This is a genomic window from Agaribacillus sp. DX54, assembly GCF_056858335.1.
In genome coordinates, this window is record NZ_JBXEQE010000004.1 from 260,886 (window position 1) to 277,019 (window position 16,134).

13 protein-coding genes and 1 pseudogene are annotated in these 16,134 nt (G+C 40.9%); 5 read left to right on the plus strand and 9 right to left on the minus strand.

What is annotated here, in order from left to right; genetic code table 11:
* Position 1: 1 nt before the first annotated feature.
* The 5 genes and pseudogenes from AC04NP_RS07105 to AC04NP_RS07125 all read right to left on the minus strand — a co-directional run bounded on the left by AC04NP_RS07105 (position 2) and on the right by AC04NP_RS07125 (position 4,366).
* On the minus strand, positions 2-967 hold the full coding sequence (locus AC04NP_RS07105; RefSeq protein ID WP_482858823.1) for a zinc-dependent alcohol dehydrogenase: 966 nt from the start codon (positions 965-967) through the stop codon (positions 2-4).
* A pseudogene (locus AC04NP_RS07110) lies at positions 919-1,941 on the minus strand (RibD family protein). The gene AC04NP_RS07105 and the pseudogene AC04NP_RS07110 overlap by 49 nt, the downstream one beginning before the upstream one ends.
* Positions 1,942-1,950: 9 nt before the next feature.
* Positions 1,951-2,547, minus strand: a complete 597-nt coding sequence (gene ribA / locus AC04NP_RS07115) for a GTP cyclohydrolase II (protein WP_482858824.1) — start codon at positions 2,545-2,547, stop codon at positions 1,951-1,953.
* Between the two features lie 68 nt (positions 2,548-2,615).
* Positions 2,616-3,287, minus strand: a complete 672-nt coding sequence (locus AC04NP_RS07120; protein WP_482858825.1) for an FkbM family methyltransferase — start codon at positions 3,285-3,287, stop codon at positions 2,616-2,618.
* A 311-nt stretch (positions 3,288-3,598) separates the two neighbouring features.
* Complete coding sequence (locus AC04NP_RS07125; RefSeq protein ID WP_482858826.1) at positions 3,599-4,366, minus strand: YdcF family protein; 768 nt, start codon at positions 4,364-4,366, stop codon at positions 3,599-3,601.
* A gap of 509 nt (positions 4,367-4,875) precedes the next feature.
* On the opposite strand from AC04NP_RS07125, the gene AC04NP_RS07130 reads away from it, so the two are divergent.
* The gene (locus AC04NP_RS07130) at positions 4,876-5,181 is read left to right on the plus strand and encodes a hypothetical protein (RefSeq protein ID WP_482858827.1); all 306 of its coding nucleotides are present in this window, start codon (positions 4,876-4,878) and stop codon (positions 5,179-5,181) included.
* A 14-nt stretch (positions 5,182-5,195) separates the two neighbouring features.
* Here the strand turns inward: AC04NP_RS07130 and AC04NP_RS07135 are convergent, their stop codons facing one another.
* The 4 genes from AC04NP_RS07135 to AC04NP_RS07150 all read right to left on the minus strand — a co-directional run bounded on the left by AC04NP_RS07135 (position 5,196) and on the right by AC04NP_RS07150 (position 9,145).
* On the minus strand, positions 5,196-6,383 hold the full coding sequence (locus tag AC04NP_RS07135) for a phosphoglycerate kinase (RefSeq protein WP_482858828.1): 1,188 nt from the start codon (positions 6,381-6,383) through the stop codon (positions 5,196-5,198).
* A gap of 120 nt (positions 6,384-6,503) precedes the next feature.
* A complete protein-coding gene (locus tag AC04NP_RS07140) occupies positions 6,504-7,460 on the minus strand; it encodes an L-threonylcarbamoyladenylate synthase (protein ID WP_482858829.1) in 957 nt (318 codons plus the stop codon).
* A gap of 21 nt (positions 7,461-7,481) precedes the next feature.
* Positions 7,482-8,186, minus strand: coding sequence for a tetratricopeptide repeat protein (locus AC04NP_RS07145; RefSeq protein WP_482858830.1), 705 nt, complete (start codon positions 8,184-8,186; stop codon positions 7,482-7,484).
* Between the two features lie 104 nt (positions 8,187-8,290).
* Positions 8,291-9,145: a hypothetical protein gene (locus AC04NP_RS07150; RefSeq protein WP_482858831.1), complete on the minus strand. Its 855-nt coding sequence runs from the start codon at positions 9,143-9,145 to the stop codon at positions 8,291-8,293.
* A 315-nt stretch (positions 9,146-9,460) separates the two neighbouring features.
* Between AC04NP_RS07150 and AC04NP_RS07155 the strand changes: the two genes are divergently transcribed.
* The 4 genes from AC04NP_RS07155 to AC04NP_RS07170 are packed head-to-tail and all read left to right on the plus strand — an operon-like array spanning position 9,461 to position 16,132.
* Positions 9,461-10,120 carry a TetR/AcrR family transcriptional regulator gene (locus AC04NP_RS07155; protein ID WP_482858832.1) on the plus strand — a complete coding sequence of 220 codons (660 nt, stop codon included), beginning with the start codon at positions 9,461-9,463 and terminating at the stop codon, positions 10,118-10,120.
* A gap of 15 nt (positions 10,121-10,135) precedes the next feature.
* Complete coding sequence (locus AC04NP_RS07160) at positions 10,136-11,494, plus strand: TolC family protein (protein ID WP_482858833.1); 1,359 nt, start codon at positions 10,136-10,138, stop codon at positions 11,492-11,494.
* A 34-nt stretch (positions 11,495-11,528) separates the two neighbouring features.
* On the plus strand, positions 11,529-12,686 hold the full coding sequence (locus AC04NP_RS07165; protein ID WP_482858834.1) for an efflux RND transporter periplasmic adaptor subunit: 1,158 nt from the start codon (positions 11,529-11,531) through the stop codon (positions 12,684-12,686).
* A gap of 20 nt (positions 12,687-12,706) precedes the next feature.
* Positions 12,707-16,132, plus strand: coding sequence for an efflux RND transporter permease subunit (locus AC04NP_RS07170; protein ID WP_482858835.1), 3,426 nt, complete (start codon positions 12,707-12,709; stop codon positions 16,130-16,132).
* Positions 16,133-16,134 lie beyond the last annotated feature (2 nt).

Consider the following 16,134-nt stretch of genomic DNA (forward strand, 5'->3'; position numbering starts at 1 on the left):
GTTAATATTTTATGATAGTAGCTATAGGGTCAACAGGCCTCTTTCTTAAGCGTTGAAAAAATTCCGGGGAGTCGTCAAAATCAATCTCTTCGGACAGTAATTCATCAAAACGCGCATCATTCAGCATATCGATAACCAGTCTTTTTCTACGGTTATGATCCCACCGGTTGCGCATATGACCGGGAATCTGGGATACCTGGGAGCTAATGATCTTTTTTCGAAGGTGATGAAAACTGCTACCCAGGTTGATATTTATATTTTGGTTTCCATACCAGCTCAGTTCAACTACTTTGCCTTCATAACCGACATGATCGATACAGATCTGCAAAGCGTGCTCATTACCACTTGTATTAAATGCCAAATCATAAGAAGCCTTTGGTTCCGAAGGTGAAGTAATCACATCAAAACCCAGTGACTGAGCCTTTTTATACCGGAATTTATTTTTTTCAAGCACCACCGGCTTCATGGCAGGAAAAGTGCTTAGCACCTGACATAACAAGGCACCAATAATGCCAAACCCTACCACCAGGATTTTTTCACCCAACATCACTTTACCATCCCAGATGGCGTTGATTACCGTTTCCAGATTGCTGGCTAAAATGGCCCTTCTGATCGGGACACCCTCCGGCAAAACGGTAAAATCTTTTTTATGGGCATAGAAATACGATTGGTGTGGGTGCATTATATGCACAAAATTTCCTGTTAGTGATTCCGGCCCTTCAATGATTTCCCCCACGATGGAATAGCCGTAGGTCAACGGAAAGTTAAAACTTCCTTGCATGTAAGGGACCTCCATCGCTTCATGCAATTCTTCAGGTACTTTACCCTGGGCGATCAGACGTTCGATTCCTGTGCTGATCAATGAATACAGGCTTTTAATCAGACACGAATGATTCCGGGGCTCGATCTCGGCAGTTTTTAATACTGTACAGGATTCGGACAGGTGCCAGAGTGCTTTTGTTTCCATGGGATTTGGTGCCGGTTAACCTCGCCGGTAAACATTATATGTCTTCCTACCGGGGTAAAGTTGAATTTTTTAAACGAAATGGATTCATTGATCGCCTTTATTTCAGGCAAACTGAAATTGACAATCCCGGAACCCATGATCAGTGGGGCAATATGCAATTGGACGACATCAATTAAGTTATTTATCAGAAAATTTGAAGCCGTTTTACTGCCACCTTCAATGTAAAGGGAGTGAATGCCCTGCTTGTAAAGTTTTTTCAGTATTTTGTCACAATCCAGCATACCATGAATTTCCGGTGCACCGATGGTTTCTACACGTCCTGTCCGGCAGTTGTTCCTGTCGTTAGTGATATAGATTACCCTGGCGTTATTTTCCAGCAGTTTAGTGAAATTCAATTCGCTGGACTAGCCAATTACCACTTTCACGGGATCATTGCCTGGTACATTTCTGACTGTTAGGGATGGATTGTCATGGATCAATGTATTTGATCCAATCAAAATGGCATCGCAAAGTGCCCGCATTCTATGGGCGTGGATAAGGTTCTCTTTGTTACCTATCCATTTGGAATTACCTTCATTCGTGGCAATTTTACCGTCCAGAGACTGTGCGAAATGAGAAATAGTAATGGTGCGCTGTTCCTTACTGGCATACAAGGGCAATAAGGCATAGGGTATATATTGCTTCACAAAACCAATATGTTCATCTGTCATGTAACCGGTTTTCCGTAAATGTACTTCAGTCAGGCTGTCAGGCTCAAATCTGGTATGTAAGCCATTGAGGTTTTCCATAACCTGTTGTGAAACCACGATGCTGGGAGAGCTTTTGATGGATTTTGCCAGTGCATTAACATATACGTCTACATCTTTTTTCTGAAAACTTAACACAGCAAACTCGAAGGGGGTTGTAAGCAGCTTCAATGACTGGTGCAACTTGGCAATACCAGTCCAAATAAGATCTAGGTTTAAAGGCTTCATTGTTTGTCATTAAAGGTCGAGGGAATAAAAAATATGTCCCATTTCCCGCTTCTTGGTTTTCAGATAGCCAATATTTTCATCATGTGGTTCGATTTCTATAGGAATTCTTTCTACCACCTGAATGTTGCTGTATTTAAATCCATTGATTTTCTTAGGGTTGTTAGTCATTAATCTGATCTTGCGGATACCGAGATCTTCCAGTATTTGGATGGCTTCCCGGTAATCACGGGCATCCTGATGAAAACCTAACATTTCGTTGGCTTCCCTGGTATTATACCCCTGATCCTGAAGATTATATGTATGCATTTTATTGATCAGACCGATTCCTCTTCCTTCCTGTCTTAAATAGATGAGGACACCACCTTCCCTGCCAAACCAATTCAAGGCAAAATCCAATTGTTCGCCACATTCGCAGCGTAAAGAGCCGAATACATCACCAGTCATGCACTCAGAATGTATCCTAACCGTTTGCACATTGGTGTTGATAAAAGGTTTGCTTACCAGGGCAATATGTGGAAAGTGATAAAACTCACTTTCGTACGCATACATCTCAAATTGCCCATTTTTTGTAGGCAATTTTGATTTAACTAGACTTTTTATCTTCACAATCTTTGTCTTTAATCAGGTTAACTTTAATTTTTTCTTGAAATTTTACAATTCTTTTAATGAATATGCTAGTATCGGGAACTGACGCCGGTGGTCAACCGGGCGTAAACATCCCCGGAAATCCCTCTGCTATGGTTTTTAAGTATCCCTGCCATTTCGCCGGGATTGAGCCATTTGGAAAACTCTAGTTTCAGGTACTCTTTAAATGAGAGGTTGTATTCGTATTTTCCCAGTTTATCCAGACAGAGAATAGCTTTATCGATTTTGGCCGGAAAAAACTCAAAAGATAAAGCAGGGATAGGATAACCCAGCCCATTGAGAACCTCCAGTTCAAAGTCTTCAACATCTATTTTGCAAAAGTCCGGCGAACCAAATTCATGGATTAACGTGTCTAACGTGATAGTTTGAATATCAATTTGGTCATCCCAATATTGAAGTGTATCTGACTTTTTTGATTTGCTGAATTGCCATTCTGTTGATATTGTGCTGATAGTAGGATATAGACTGGATATCCGGAATTTTGCCTGACCGACTTTTTCACCGACTGCTTTGGTGACAAGCTTGCAATTCGGATGATTACCAAATTTCTTTTTTAAGAATTCGATACATGCAGGCTGGGGTTCTACTGCCACAACAGTGGCACCCATCTTTAACCATGCATGGGTTCTATTTCCTAAGTGTGCTCCAATATCGAAGCATAAATCTCCTTTCTTTATAAACTGACCATAAAATTTTGTCAATCTTATGCCATTGAAAGGTTTTAGATAATAAATAAAGAACGACCTAATTATTCCTAATTGCTTTTTGAAACTCGATTTGATTTTTGTTTTAGGCATTATTGAGCCAGACATGGTCTTAGCAAACTAAGTTTTAAACATGTGTTTAGCTAAAAATGTTTCACTGTCAATAAAGAATCGCAAAGCATAACACCATGAGATTGAAAATCTTTATTCACAGGACAATTTAGATCTTCACCGTGGTTTAATAAATTAAATTAAGCTGAACAGGAAAAAATATTATTTTAATCAGCAAAATGTCTCATTGAATATCCCTATATGTATCCTGAAAGTTTGTAAAGTGCCAACCCCAACAGTTCTTTAAACAAAATAGTCCATTTGTGGATCGCATGAACGCTTGGAAAAAGTAAGGTATCGAAGCGAAAGTTACGATCGTGGGTATAAAAATCAGTGCTGAACATGGAGACATTTAGCCCGGCGTTGACAAAACAGGCTGTGGCCCTTCGCATATGAAAAGCGGAAGTAATCAACATAAAATCAGCCCCGGGGAATTGTTTGTTAAGAATCCTGGCTGAAAATTGGGCGTTTTCATAGGTATTTCTCGACGCATTTTCGATAAGGATGTCTGCTTCCGGCACCTCCGCCTGGGTTAAAATAGATTTCAGGTTATCAGCTTCCATCCTTTCAGTGTTGAATAAAGAGCCTGAGCCGCCTGAAATCAGTATTTTTTCTATCTTTTTTTCCTTATAAAGCTGTATAGCGTGAATAATTCTGTCAGCTCCCTTGTTAAAGTAGACACGATCAAACGGACTTTTCTCCATATTGGTAATACCTGTCAACACTATCCCAACCTTGTAAGACCGGTGGATGCGGGGAATTGGTTTAGGAGGAATTTCCCATAGCAGCAACAGTTCATTGATAATGAAAGAGTTTGAAAAAAAAAGCAGCAACAAGACGCCCAGTAAGAAGGCTTTTTTTTTATACTTTCTTCTTTTGACAAAACAACCCGTAAGAAAACAAATGAGTACGAGGCTGATGGGCATCGCCAGTATATAGATGGTTTTGGATAAAATAAAAAACATCGGACTTACAATAGTTATTAGCAATATTAACAATAATATCATTATGAATTGTAAACCAAAAAGCTTCCATATGCTACTGATATGATGCTATCGCATAGCGATACTAAAAAAAATTTCAGGAAGGGGTTACACTTTCGCGTTAAAAGACATAAAACAATATAGACTGATAGCTTATTTGCCATAATATTTGAAAAGTTAAAGTTTATCTCAATTTGAGGCAATATTTCCCAATTTGAGACGTGAAATTCCCTTGTGGTATGCAAAAACCTGCCAAGCATTAAATTAAGCCGTTGGCATATGTTTTGAATGCTGATCTGAAAAAATAACAAATATGATACTATTAATTGTGCTGGTATTATTTCTGGCTGCTGTGGGTATTTCATACCTGCTATTTCGCGTTATGTTTAAAGACTATAACAATCAATAGTCATTAAACTTTTTAAACTTTTTTCAGTCTGAAACCTCAGGTGCCCGTAATACAGGGCATCTGAATTATAAAAGGAGGCATTATGGAGTTAAGAGCAACAAAAAACAGATGGGCTGAAATCTTTAGCAAAGATCAACAAACGACTAAACTTCAAAGATTTGCAGATGCGTATGCCATGGAGACAGGGGATGATTTTGTAGTGGTTTGTAAAAATGGGGGTTGGATTGAAGTTTACGATACTGATCTGAAGTTAATCAGTACCGAGGTTTTTCTGAATGTAAAGGAGGTCAGTGCTGGAAAATATATCACTGTTATATTAAAAAATGGTTGGAGCGAGGTGTATGACAAGTGGTTTAATATGCAATCTGTGAAGTATTGCGGGGATTAATTCAGTCCCGGCTGTCAACCTTCCAAAGCGCTAACGCCTGGTAATACTTTACCTTCCATATATTCAAGTAAAGCCCCCCCTCCGGTGGAGACATAGGAAACCTTATCTCCAAAACCAAGCGTATTTACGGCTGCAGCAGAATCACCGCCCCCAATCAATGAGAAAGCACCGTTTGTTGTGGCCGTGACGACTGCCTCGGCAATCTTTATAGTGCCGGCAGCAAATTTATCCATTTCAAACACACCCATAGGGCCATTCCATAAAACAGTTTTTGACGCCTCAATCGTTTTTGAGAAAACTTCCCTGGCTTCAGGTCCTATGTCCAGCCCCATCCAACCTTCATCGATATGGTGGTTTTGGGCTACCGCCGTATGGGCGTTGTTATCAAAAGCATCGGCAATAACAGAGTCAATGGGAAGTTGAAGATTTACATTTTTGTCTTTTGCCTTCTGAATAAGGGATTTTGCCAAATCCAGTTTGTCTTCTTCCAGCAGGGAGCTACCCACATGGCCACCCATGGCTTTAAAGAAGGTATAAGACATGCCCCCTCCGATAATCAGGTTGTCAACGCGATCCAATAGCTTTTCAATGATCAAAATTTTGTCGGAAATCTTGGCCCCCCCCATGATGGCGGTAAAAGGCCTTTCCGCATTTTCCAACACCTTGGCGGCATTGTCCAACTCTGCCTTCATCACATAACCGCAAACTTTTTCCTCAAAAAATTGTGCAATAATGGCGGTGGATGCATGGGCCCTGTGCGCCGTACCGAAGGCATCGTTGACATATATATCCCCGAAGGAAGCCAACTTTTTGGCAAACGCCTCATCTCCGGCCGTTTCTTCCTTATGAAATCTTAGATTTTCCAGCAGCAAAATTTCGCCCGGCGACAGTGAATTTGCCAGTTCCGTAGCCTCTTCACCCGCGCAATCCGTAGCAAATTTTACCTTTCTGCTAAATATTGACGATAAGTGATCAACCAAATGTTTTAAAGAGAACTTTTCCTCCGGACCGGTTTTGGGCCTTCCCAAATGGGACATCAGAATTACCGCGCCCCCATCATCTAATATTTTGCGAATGGTAGGAACGGCCGCCTTGATTCTGGTATCATCGGTAATCTGAAAATCACTGTTTAACGGGACATTAAAATCAACCCTTATAAGTGCTTTTTTTCCTTCAAAACTTAAACTGTCAATGCTTTTCATGGCCTGTACGTTTCCGGTGTAATAACTTTTAAAACTATCTTTTTGCGTGTTGGTAACCTGGACGCTAAATTCATAAAGAAATCCAAAAATGCAAACCCCGCAGACATTTAATTCTGCATTTTATTTAGCGGCTGCCCGTTTTAGTCTGTCATTAATGGCCAACCCCAGATCCCGGTCAGGTACGTACTCGGTTAAAATGTATTCCACCGGCAGATTGTCCAGGGTACGCAAGCTCGAGAACAGGTTTTGGGCCGCTTCATCAAGGTCGCCTGATTTTGAAAGAATTAACTGATTTTCTGACGGAATGCGGTCATATTCTTTTTGGAAAGATAACAGGGCAAAAGATCGGTCTTTGTAAACATCCATCAATTCCTCGATGTTACCAATAACCACCTTTTTGGCAGGGGAATAATGGCTTTTCAGACTTCCGGGAGTGGTAGGGTCAGAACTTGAATGTGGCTTGATCGTGACTTTACCGACTACATGCTCGATTTTTTCCAGCGTCAGCCCGCCTAGCCTGTAGACAACCAACTGGCTACCCTCGTAACCGATTATGGTAGATTCAATGCCGACCTTGCTAACGCCCCCGTTGAGAATGTAGGGAATTTTACCTCCCAGTTGATCGTTTACATGCCGGGCGGAGGTAGGACTGACATAACCGAATGGATTGGCACTGGGGGCGGCCAGGGGAAAGTCAAGTTTCTCCAGCAAAGCCAGTGTCACGGCATGGTTGGGTACCCTTACCGCTACGTTGGGCAGCCCCGAGGTGACCAAATCAGGGATAACACTTTTTTTGGCCAATAATAATGTCAGGGGGCCCGGCCAAAAGTATTTAGCTAACTGAAAGGCGCTTTCCGGTATATCCTTTACGAACTTGTAAATTTTAGCTAAACTGTCAGTATGGACAATCAGCGGATCAAAATCCGGTCTTTTTTTTATCTTAAATATCTTGGTGACTGCACTTACATTATAGGCATTACCCGCCAAACCGTAAACTGTTTCCGTTGGTATGCCAATCACCTCTCCTGCTTCTAGCAATGTGGAGGCATGCTCAATATCATTTCCGATGATGGCCATTTGATATCACCAAATTTTGAACTACTCACAGTTTTTTGTAATTACTTCCGCCGCATTTTTATATCCTAATGCCTTCGATTTCTTTAAGTTGACGCAGCCTTCCCTCGCGTTGCCACACAGGATTTTGCTTAACCCTAACCAATAATGTGCTTCACCATGGTCTGGCGTCAGGTTAATCATTTGTGTAAAATCCCTGATTGACAGTTCAACACTATCGATCTTCAAATAAGTTTTTGCCCGGTTATAAAATATCGAAGCCATGTTTTTATCCAGCTTTTCAGCAAAATTGAAATCTTCAATGGCCTTTGGATAAGCACCTGCCCTGTAATAGGCAGTGCCTCTGTTGAGATATATATCTGCTTCATTCGGTTTGATACCGATGGCTTTTGTATAGTCCGTGATAGCTTCCTCCAACTGTCCAAGTTCCAGCCTGGCATTGGCCATGTTGTAGAAAGGTTTATAATCAGTGCTGTTAACTTTAATGGCTTCCAGATTGTTTTCAACTACCCCTTGATATTCCTTCAGGGCAAACAAAGCAAAACTCTTGGCATTGTAAGCCTTGATGTTTTCAGGATTAATCGCCAGGGCTCTGTCCAGGTAATTGATAGCCTCCTGATATTCTTCTACTTCAATTTTGGAGATACCAGCCTCCAGTAATTCTTTTTCTCCTGGCGAACAACTCACAAACCCCAGGTACAAGCATCCCCAAAAAAAATACTTTTTCATATGATAACCGATTAACAGGTGGCAAATATACATACTTACTGCCAAAATTTAAGTGAACTTACCTGAACCAAAGCCAGCGTTTGGAAAGTTTTTGGTGGGGTTTTTTATTTCAACTGAAGGGCGATTTTATTTTTAAGATTGGTGGTCCAATTAAAGAACCAGTAAAGAAATGCATAAGCAATTACAAATTCCCGGATTTCATACTGCATATTGTAGTAATCAAATACCTCATAACAGGTGGCAAATATGATACAGGCAAACAGGACCAGGACAAGGTGGAATATTAGAAATCTGTTGCGATACTTTTTTTTAGAGAGCAAGAGAAAGATTACCAACAGCATTGCCAGCCACAAAAAAGTGGTATCAGCCAGCGTGCGAGGTAAGAAATAGGCTTGCAGGCCGGAGGCGAAACAAAACATCAGCATATTGTGTATGGATGGCAGGTAGATAGAAATTTTACCGCTGATAGACGGTGAATTACTGCCTATTTTTGGGTAAAAATAAACAGCCAGTGGCAGATATATAAAAAAAATATAGATCAGGCTGTAAATAACCAGATTAAGATACTCTCCCGATACCAGATTATGGAGGTTGGTCTCCTTTTGCATATTATAGATGGAAAAAAAATCATCGCTTTTAAATCCTAGAATCCTTTGTCCCCAGCTAATCTCTTCCATGGCGATTACATAAGTGCCAATCGCAATAAGCAAAATAAATCGCCTTCTGGCTTTTCTGAAGATTTTTTTGCCACGGCTTTGAAAGTATACAAGCAAGGCAAGCCCTGAAGTCGTAAACGAGATAAGAAAACTTCCCCATTCAAAAAAACCTCCTTCGGTACTTAAGCTATGTAACAGGCCTGACTGGCTTGGAACGTACCGGGTCAATAGTACTATAAGACATACAAATAGCATCAGAATAAAATGCAGGATCGTATAGAATCTGTTAATTCTTTGCAGCATGTTGTTTAAGTACGCGTTTTAAATTTTGGTCAACCATGCAGTGATGTAATTCGGCAGGGATCTGATATTGCATAATTGCATAAAAATCCGGGGACAATATAGGCAATTTCCTGATTTTTCAAGTTGAATGTCAAATATTTCGACCTTTTGTTAAACTTCTTTCAGGCGTTTTCGTGTGTCACCTCTTTTTGGTTCAATGGATCGACCACACCGTTTTTCACGGTTTATAACCATTCACAATATTTTTGTAAAAAAGTTCCCGAAGGTTAAACTTTTTTTTAGCCGCAACGTTACGGAACTAGAAAAACTTTGGGAATGTTTAAAGTTTCCGTAGTTTTGCTGGAAAATTTTAAGGAGTTGGATATAAGAGAAAGTATTCTGGAGGCTTCCTATGGGCTGTTTCATAAGTATGGGATAAGAAGTGTTTCAATGGATGACATAGCGAGGGAGCTGACCATTTCAAAAAAAACGATCTATCAGTATTTTAAGGATAAGGATGATTTGGTTTCCACTGTGACCAAAAAGCAGATGGACATGGAGAGGAGGGAAATAGAGGAAATAGAAAAGTCTTCTGTGGATGCCATTGACGAGTTAGCCAAAATGAGCGTTTGTGTCAGGAAGAACCTCAAGGAAATAAACCCTTCATTGTTATTTGACTTACAAAAATATCACCGAAAAGCCTGGAACATATGGACAACATTTAAAAATGATTTTATTAAAAACAACATTGTTAAAAATCTGAACAAAGGGATTAAGGATGGGTTTTTTCGAAAAGAAATAAATGTTGAGGTGCTGGCCATCTTCCGGGTAGAGCAGGTGCAAATGGCATTCGATGACAATATTTATCCCAAAGATAAATTCGAATTAACAGAGTTGCAGATGCAACTTTTCGATCACTTTGTATACGGATTGCTAACAGATAAGGGGAGATGTTTGTACAAAGATTATCAGGAGAAACTATATAGAACTAATTAAAAAAGCTTTTATAGCATGAAATTACTCAAAATAAATAGTTTAATTTTTGCGCTCATTATTCCGGCAGGCTTGTTTGCTCAAAATGAGCGTCAGGCAACCGGATTTTCATTGCAGGATTGCATTGATTATGCGCTGAAAAATAATAAGGAGGTTTTAAATACAGATTTAGATAAAGGCATTGCCAAGGCCCAGGTAGGGGAAACCACCGCGGACGGCTTGCCTCAGATAAATCTGGATGCGGACGTAACCAACAACTACAGGGTCAGAAGATCGATTGTGGATGCAAGTAATTTTGATCCGACTGCTCCGGAAGGAACAGAGGTCGAAATTGCTTTTGGGTTGCAGTACGAAGGAAATGCCGGGCTTAATCTTAGGCAAATGGTATTTGATGGTTCTTATTTCGTCGGTTTGCGGGCGGCGAGGACTTTCAAGGAACTTAGTGAAAAAGAACACATCAAATCCAAAATAGATGTGGTGGACGCGGTTACCAAGGCCTATTATGTTACCCTGGTAAGCCAGGACAGATATGATTTGCTAAAGGTCACCCTGAAGCGATATGACACCCTTCTGAATGAAACTTCTATATTATATGAAAACGGGTTTGCTGAAAAAATCGAGGTAAACCGGGTGAAAGTGCTGGTTAACAATACCAGAATCTCGGTTAAAAATGCAGAGGAAGTATTGAGATCAAGCTATGATCTGTTAAAGTTTCAGATGGGTTACCCGGTTAGGCAACCCATATTCCTGGCTGACAAGATAAGTGATATTATTTTTGAATATAAACAGCAGGAGGTGGCTGATTTTGATTATTCCGATCGTATCGAATATTCACAGCTCTTAACCAATCGTCAGTTGGCGGAATTACAAAGAAAAAATAACCAGGTACAATACCTGCCAAAGATTGATTTGTTTGCCAATTTTGGCTATAATACAGGTACCAATCTTTCTGACCAATTGTTTGACTTTAATGACCGGTGGTTGAACAATGGTAATGTAGGCCTGGCTATAAATGTGCCGGTGTTTGACGGTTTAAGAAAAAAGTACAAAATACAGCAGGACAAGTTGCAGATTCAGCAAATTGACAATCAGATTTCTTTGCTTAAAGACAACATTGACCTGGAAATTAATCAGGCCCAGAATCAGTTAAGAGTAAACATAGAAAATTTGGAAGCACAGAGAGAAAACATGGAATTGTCAAAGGAGGTTTACGATGTAGCCAAGATAAAATATACGGAGGGGGTTGGTGCCAATACCGAGGTGCTGGATGCTACCACCGATTATCGTGAGGCGGAAAATAATTACTACGAGGCCCTCTATAATGCCTTAATTGGCAAGGTTGAGTTGGAAAGAGTATTGGGAAAACTTCTAAAATAAATAGGAAAACCGCAATTATTAAATTGAATACGTAATGAAAAATACTATTTTAATCATAGCTATTATTATCTCCACTTTTTTTGGTTGCCAGTCGGGCACAGATTTAGATGCCAAAAAGGCGGAATTAGCCGAGGCTAAAAGTGCATTGTCTGAATTGCAGCAAAAAATCTCAGCGCTGGAAGAAGAAATATCGATACTGGACACCACCACAGTGGTACAAAATGCTGTGCTGGTCTCTTCACAAAAAGTGCAACTGGTTCCATTCAGGCACCAGATCAAGGTGAGGGGATCGGTAGCTTCGAGAAAAAATGTTATGATTAGTGCTGAAACCATGGGCCGAATTGAAGGCATAAAAGTGCGGGAGGGCCAAAATGTATCCAAAGGACAAGTGTTGCTTACTTTGGATGCGGATATTATCAGGAACAATATTGCAGAATTAAAAACTTCGCTTGAATTGGCAACCACCGTTTATGAAAAGCAGGAAAGGTTATGGAGTAAGAATATTGGTACGGAAATCCAATACCTGGAAGCTAAGAACAATAAGGAGTCATTAGAGAGAAAACTGGCTACGACCAACTCTCAACTCAGTCAATCGATTGTGAAGGCACCATTTGACGGCAGGATCGATGACCTCCCGGCCAAGTTAGGCGAAATGGCGCAACCGGGATTACCACTGGTCAGGATGGTAAGTCCTGAGTCGATGTATGTCGAAGCCGATATTTCGGAGCGGTTTTTAGGGGCCTTTAAAAGAGGAGACTCAGTGACACTGAATTTTCCGATTCAAAACAGAACCTATTTCAGTAAAATTACTGCGGTAGGGCAGGTAATCGATCCTGAAAACAGAACGTTTAGAATCGAGGCAGCGCTTCAAAAAACTGACTTTAATGTAAAACCCAATCAGGTGGTAGTGCTACGATTAACCGATTACGAAGTGCCGGAAGCCATACTTGTACCAAGTGAAATCATTCTTACCGACGCTACCGGAAAATATTTGTATGTAGTGGACAAAGAGCATAATATAATGGTCGCGAGAAGACGAAGCATTGAAGCCGGTAAGACACAGGATGGCCAAACAGAAGTTGTCGAAGGTTTGGGTAAAAATGACACGATTGTGCTGGAGGGGTACCGGGATTTAAATGATGGTATTCCTGTTAAATTCGCTGAAAAGTCAACCCGAACCGCCAATTTATAATATTTTAACAGATTTAAATTATGTCAGAGGATCATAAAAATATTGAATCTAACAAAAAAAATATTGAGTCGAACAAAATAGATAAGGAGTTCAAATTAACCTCACTGGCCCTCAGGAACAAAAACACTGTATTTATTTTGCTGGTGATTATTGTCCTCATGGGCATTAATTCCTATATCAACCTGCCAAAAGACAGTTATCCGGAGGTAGAGCAGCCTATGGTATATGTAGGAACCCCTTATCCGGGCAATTCGCCGGTGGATATTGAAAACCTTGTTACAAGACCACTGGAAAAGGAGATAAACGATATTTCAGAAATTGACAATATTAAGTCCACTTCCGTACAGGATTACTCTACCATTATCGTTGAATTTGATCCTGACATCGATATCGACGACGCCCTGCAAAAGGTGAAAGATGCGGTAGACCAGGCCAAACCCGACCTGCCAACCGATCTCGACCAGGATCCGGATGTGTTTGAAATGAACTTCTCGGAATTTCCTATCATGAATATTAACCTTTCGGGTAATTACAGTCTGGAAAGATTGGAAGATTATGCGGAGGAGTTGGAAGATGAACTTGAAAAAATATCGGAAATCTCCTCGGTTGAAATCAGGGGGGTAGATGAAAAAGAGGTGAAGATTATGGCAGACCCTTATCTGATGGATGCCAGAATGGTAAATTTTGAAGACATAGAAAATGCCATCCGGGCTGAAAATGTTACGTCTTCTGCCGGAAATATCCGCGAAGGTAACATCAGGAGAAGTATTCGTGTAGTGGGAGAGTTTGACGATCCCGAAGAGATGCTGGATATCGTTGTCAAAAATGAAGATAACAGAATTGTGTACCTCAGGGATGTAGCCCAGATACAATTTGATTACCGCGAAAAGGAGAGCTATGCAAGATTAGCCTTGAAACCGGTAGTTTCGGTAGATGTCATCAAAAGTAGCGGAGAAAACCTGTTGATCGCTACAGATAAAATTAATGCTGTGCTGGACGAAATGAAACAGCAATTTCCCGAAGGTCTGGAAATATCCATTACCAATGATCAGAGCGAAATGACGAGAGAGATGGTAAACAGTCTTGAAAACAACATTATCTCAGGGGTAATCTTGGTGGTATTGGTACTGTTGTTTTTTCTGGGAACCAGAAACGCCCTGTTTGTGGGTATTGCGATTCCGGTATCCATGTTTATTTGCTTTCTGATCCTGGGTGCTTTTGGTATTACTATCAATATGATGATTCTATTTGCTTTGATCCTGGCCCTGGGTATGTTGGTGGACAATGGGATTGTGATCGTAGAAAATGTGTACAGGCTGATGGAGTCAGGCATGAAACCCTGGGAGGCGACCAAACTGGGCGTAGGAGAGGTAGCGTGGCCTATCATTACTTCTACCGCCACCACGCTTGCAGCTTTTATACCATTGGCTTTATGGCCGGGATTGATGGGAGAGTTTATGAAATATCTGCCCTTTGGTGTGATCATCACCCTGGCTTCTTCCCTGTTTGTGGCCCTGGTAATTAACCCGGTTTTGATTTCAACCTTTATGCGCATTGACAAAGGGGAGAAAACCAATCATACCAAAATATGGAAAATGGTACTGATAAGCTTTGTTATCGGCATCCTTTTTCTGGTGCTGGGCGCGACAGCCCTCGGCAATATCGCGATTCTTTTCGGGCTGTTGGTGTTGTTGAATGTATACTTGCTGATTCCTTCCAGCCGGCGCTTTCAACGGAGGTTTTTGCCGTGGTTGGAAAATCTGTACTCGCGTACACTGGAATTCGCCTTGAAAGGTTACCGGCCCTGGTTCTTCTTTTGGGGAACCGTGTTACTAATGTTCATATCGATCGGGCTAAATATGGTAAGGCCACCCAAAGTACTCTTCTTTCCTGAAAATATGCCTAAGTACGTCAATGTCTTTATAGAATTTCCTATAGGAACGGACATTGAAAAAACAAACGCTTTTACCAGAGATATTGAGCAGAAGGTATTAAATGTCATTAACCCGTACAACAATATTGTAGAGTCGGTTATTTCCAAAGTAGGACAAGACACCGCCGACCCAAATGACCCCTCGGCTTTTGGGCAGTCTGACACACCGAATAAGGCAAGGATTACCGTTAACTTCGTGGAATTCAAAGACCGGGATGGAATCAATACCAAGGATGTGATGGAAAAAATACGTGTAACTGTAGCCGGTTACCCGGGAGTCAGCATCACGGTAGATAAAGATGCCGCCGGACCGCCTGCCGGTAAACCGATCAATATTGAAGTCTCCGGTGAAGACCTCGAGACTTTGATCGATATTGTGGAGAACATGAAAAACCTGATTAACCAATCTGGCATTGAGGGCATTGAAAAACTACAAAGTGATTTGCAAACCGGAAAACCGGAACTACTTATCAATATTGACCGGGAAAAGGCCCGTAGATTTGGCTTGTCCACTTCCTCCATAGCCAATGAAGTGAGAACCTCTTTGTTCGGCAAAGAAATTTCCAAGTTTAAACAGGGTGAGGATGACTACGAAATACAACTTCGATTGGATGATGCCTATCGATATGATATGGAGGCCCTTAGAAATAAGAACATTACTTTCAGGAACCAGGTAAATGGCCGTATGATGCAGGTGCCTATTTCCTCGGTGGCTGAAGTTGAACTCAGTTCAACGTATGGGTCAGTAAGAAGAAAAGATCTCGACAGGGTTATCACCATTTATTCAAATGTGGTAGGCGGTTATAACCCCACTGAGATCAATGCTCAAATTCAGGCCTTACTGACAGATTATGCTATGCCTTTAGGATATGAATACAGGTTTGGCGGTGAGCAGGAAAAACAGCAGGAAGAAATGGCTTTTTTGTCACAAGCTTTAATTCTGGCCGTATTTATTATTTTCCTCATAATCGTTGCCCAGTTTAACAAAGGTACGACACCGTTTATCATTATGTCATCGGTGGTTTTAAGTACTGTCGGAGTATTCCTGGGATTATTTGTGTTCAAAATGGAATTTGTTATCATCATGACTATGATCGGCATCATTTCCCTGGCAGGAGTGGTGGTGAACAATGCCATTGTGCTCATTGATTTTATAGAACTAATCCGTAAAAGGAAACAGGTGGAGCTAGGTGTTGAAAGGCTTGAGTTTAAATACATCAATGAGGCCATAGCTGAAGCAGGAAGGACCAGATTACGGCCTGTGTTGCTGACAGCGATTACCACTATACTCGGTCTGATTCCATTGGCGGTAGGTATCAACATTGATTTTATAAAGTTCTTTACCACTTATGATGCAGATTTTTATCTGGGTGGTGATAATGTTGTATTTTGGGGGCCTATGTCATGGACCATCATTTTTGGCCTGACTTTTGCAACCTTTTTAACGCTCGTCATCGTTCCTATTATGTATCAATTCTTTGCCAAGATAAATCGTAGGTTTGGTGTGAGTTAGTT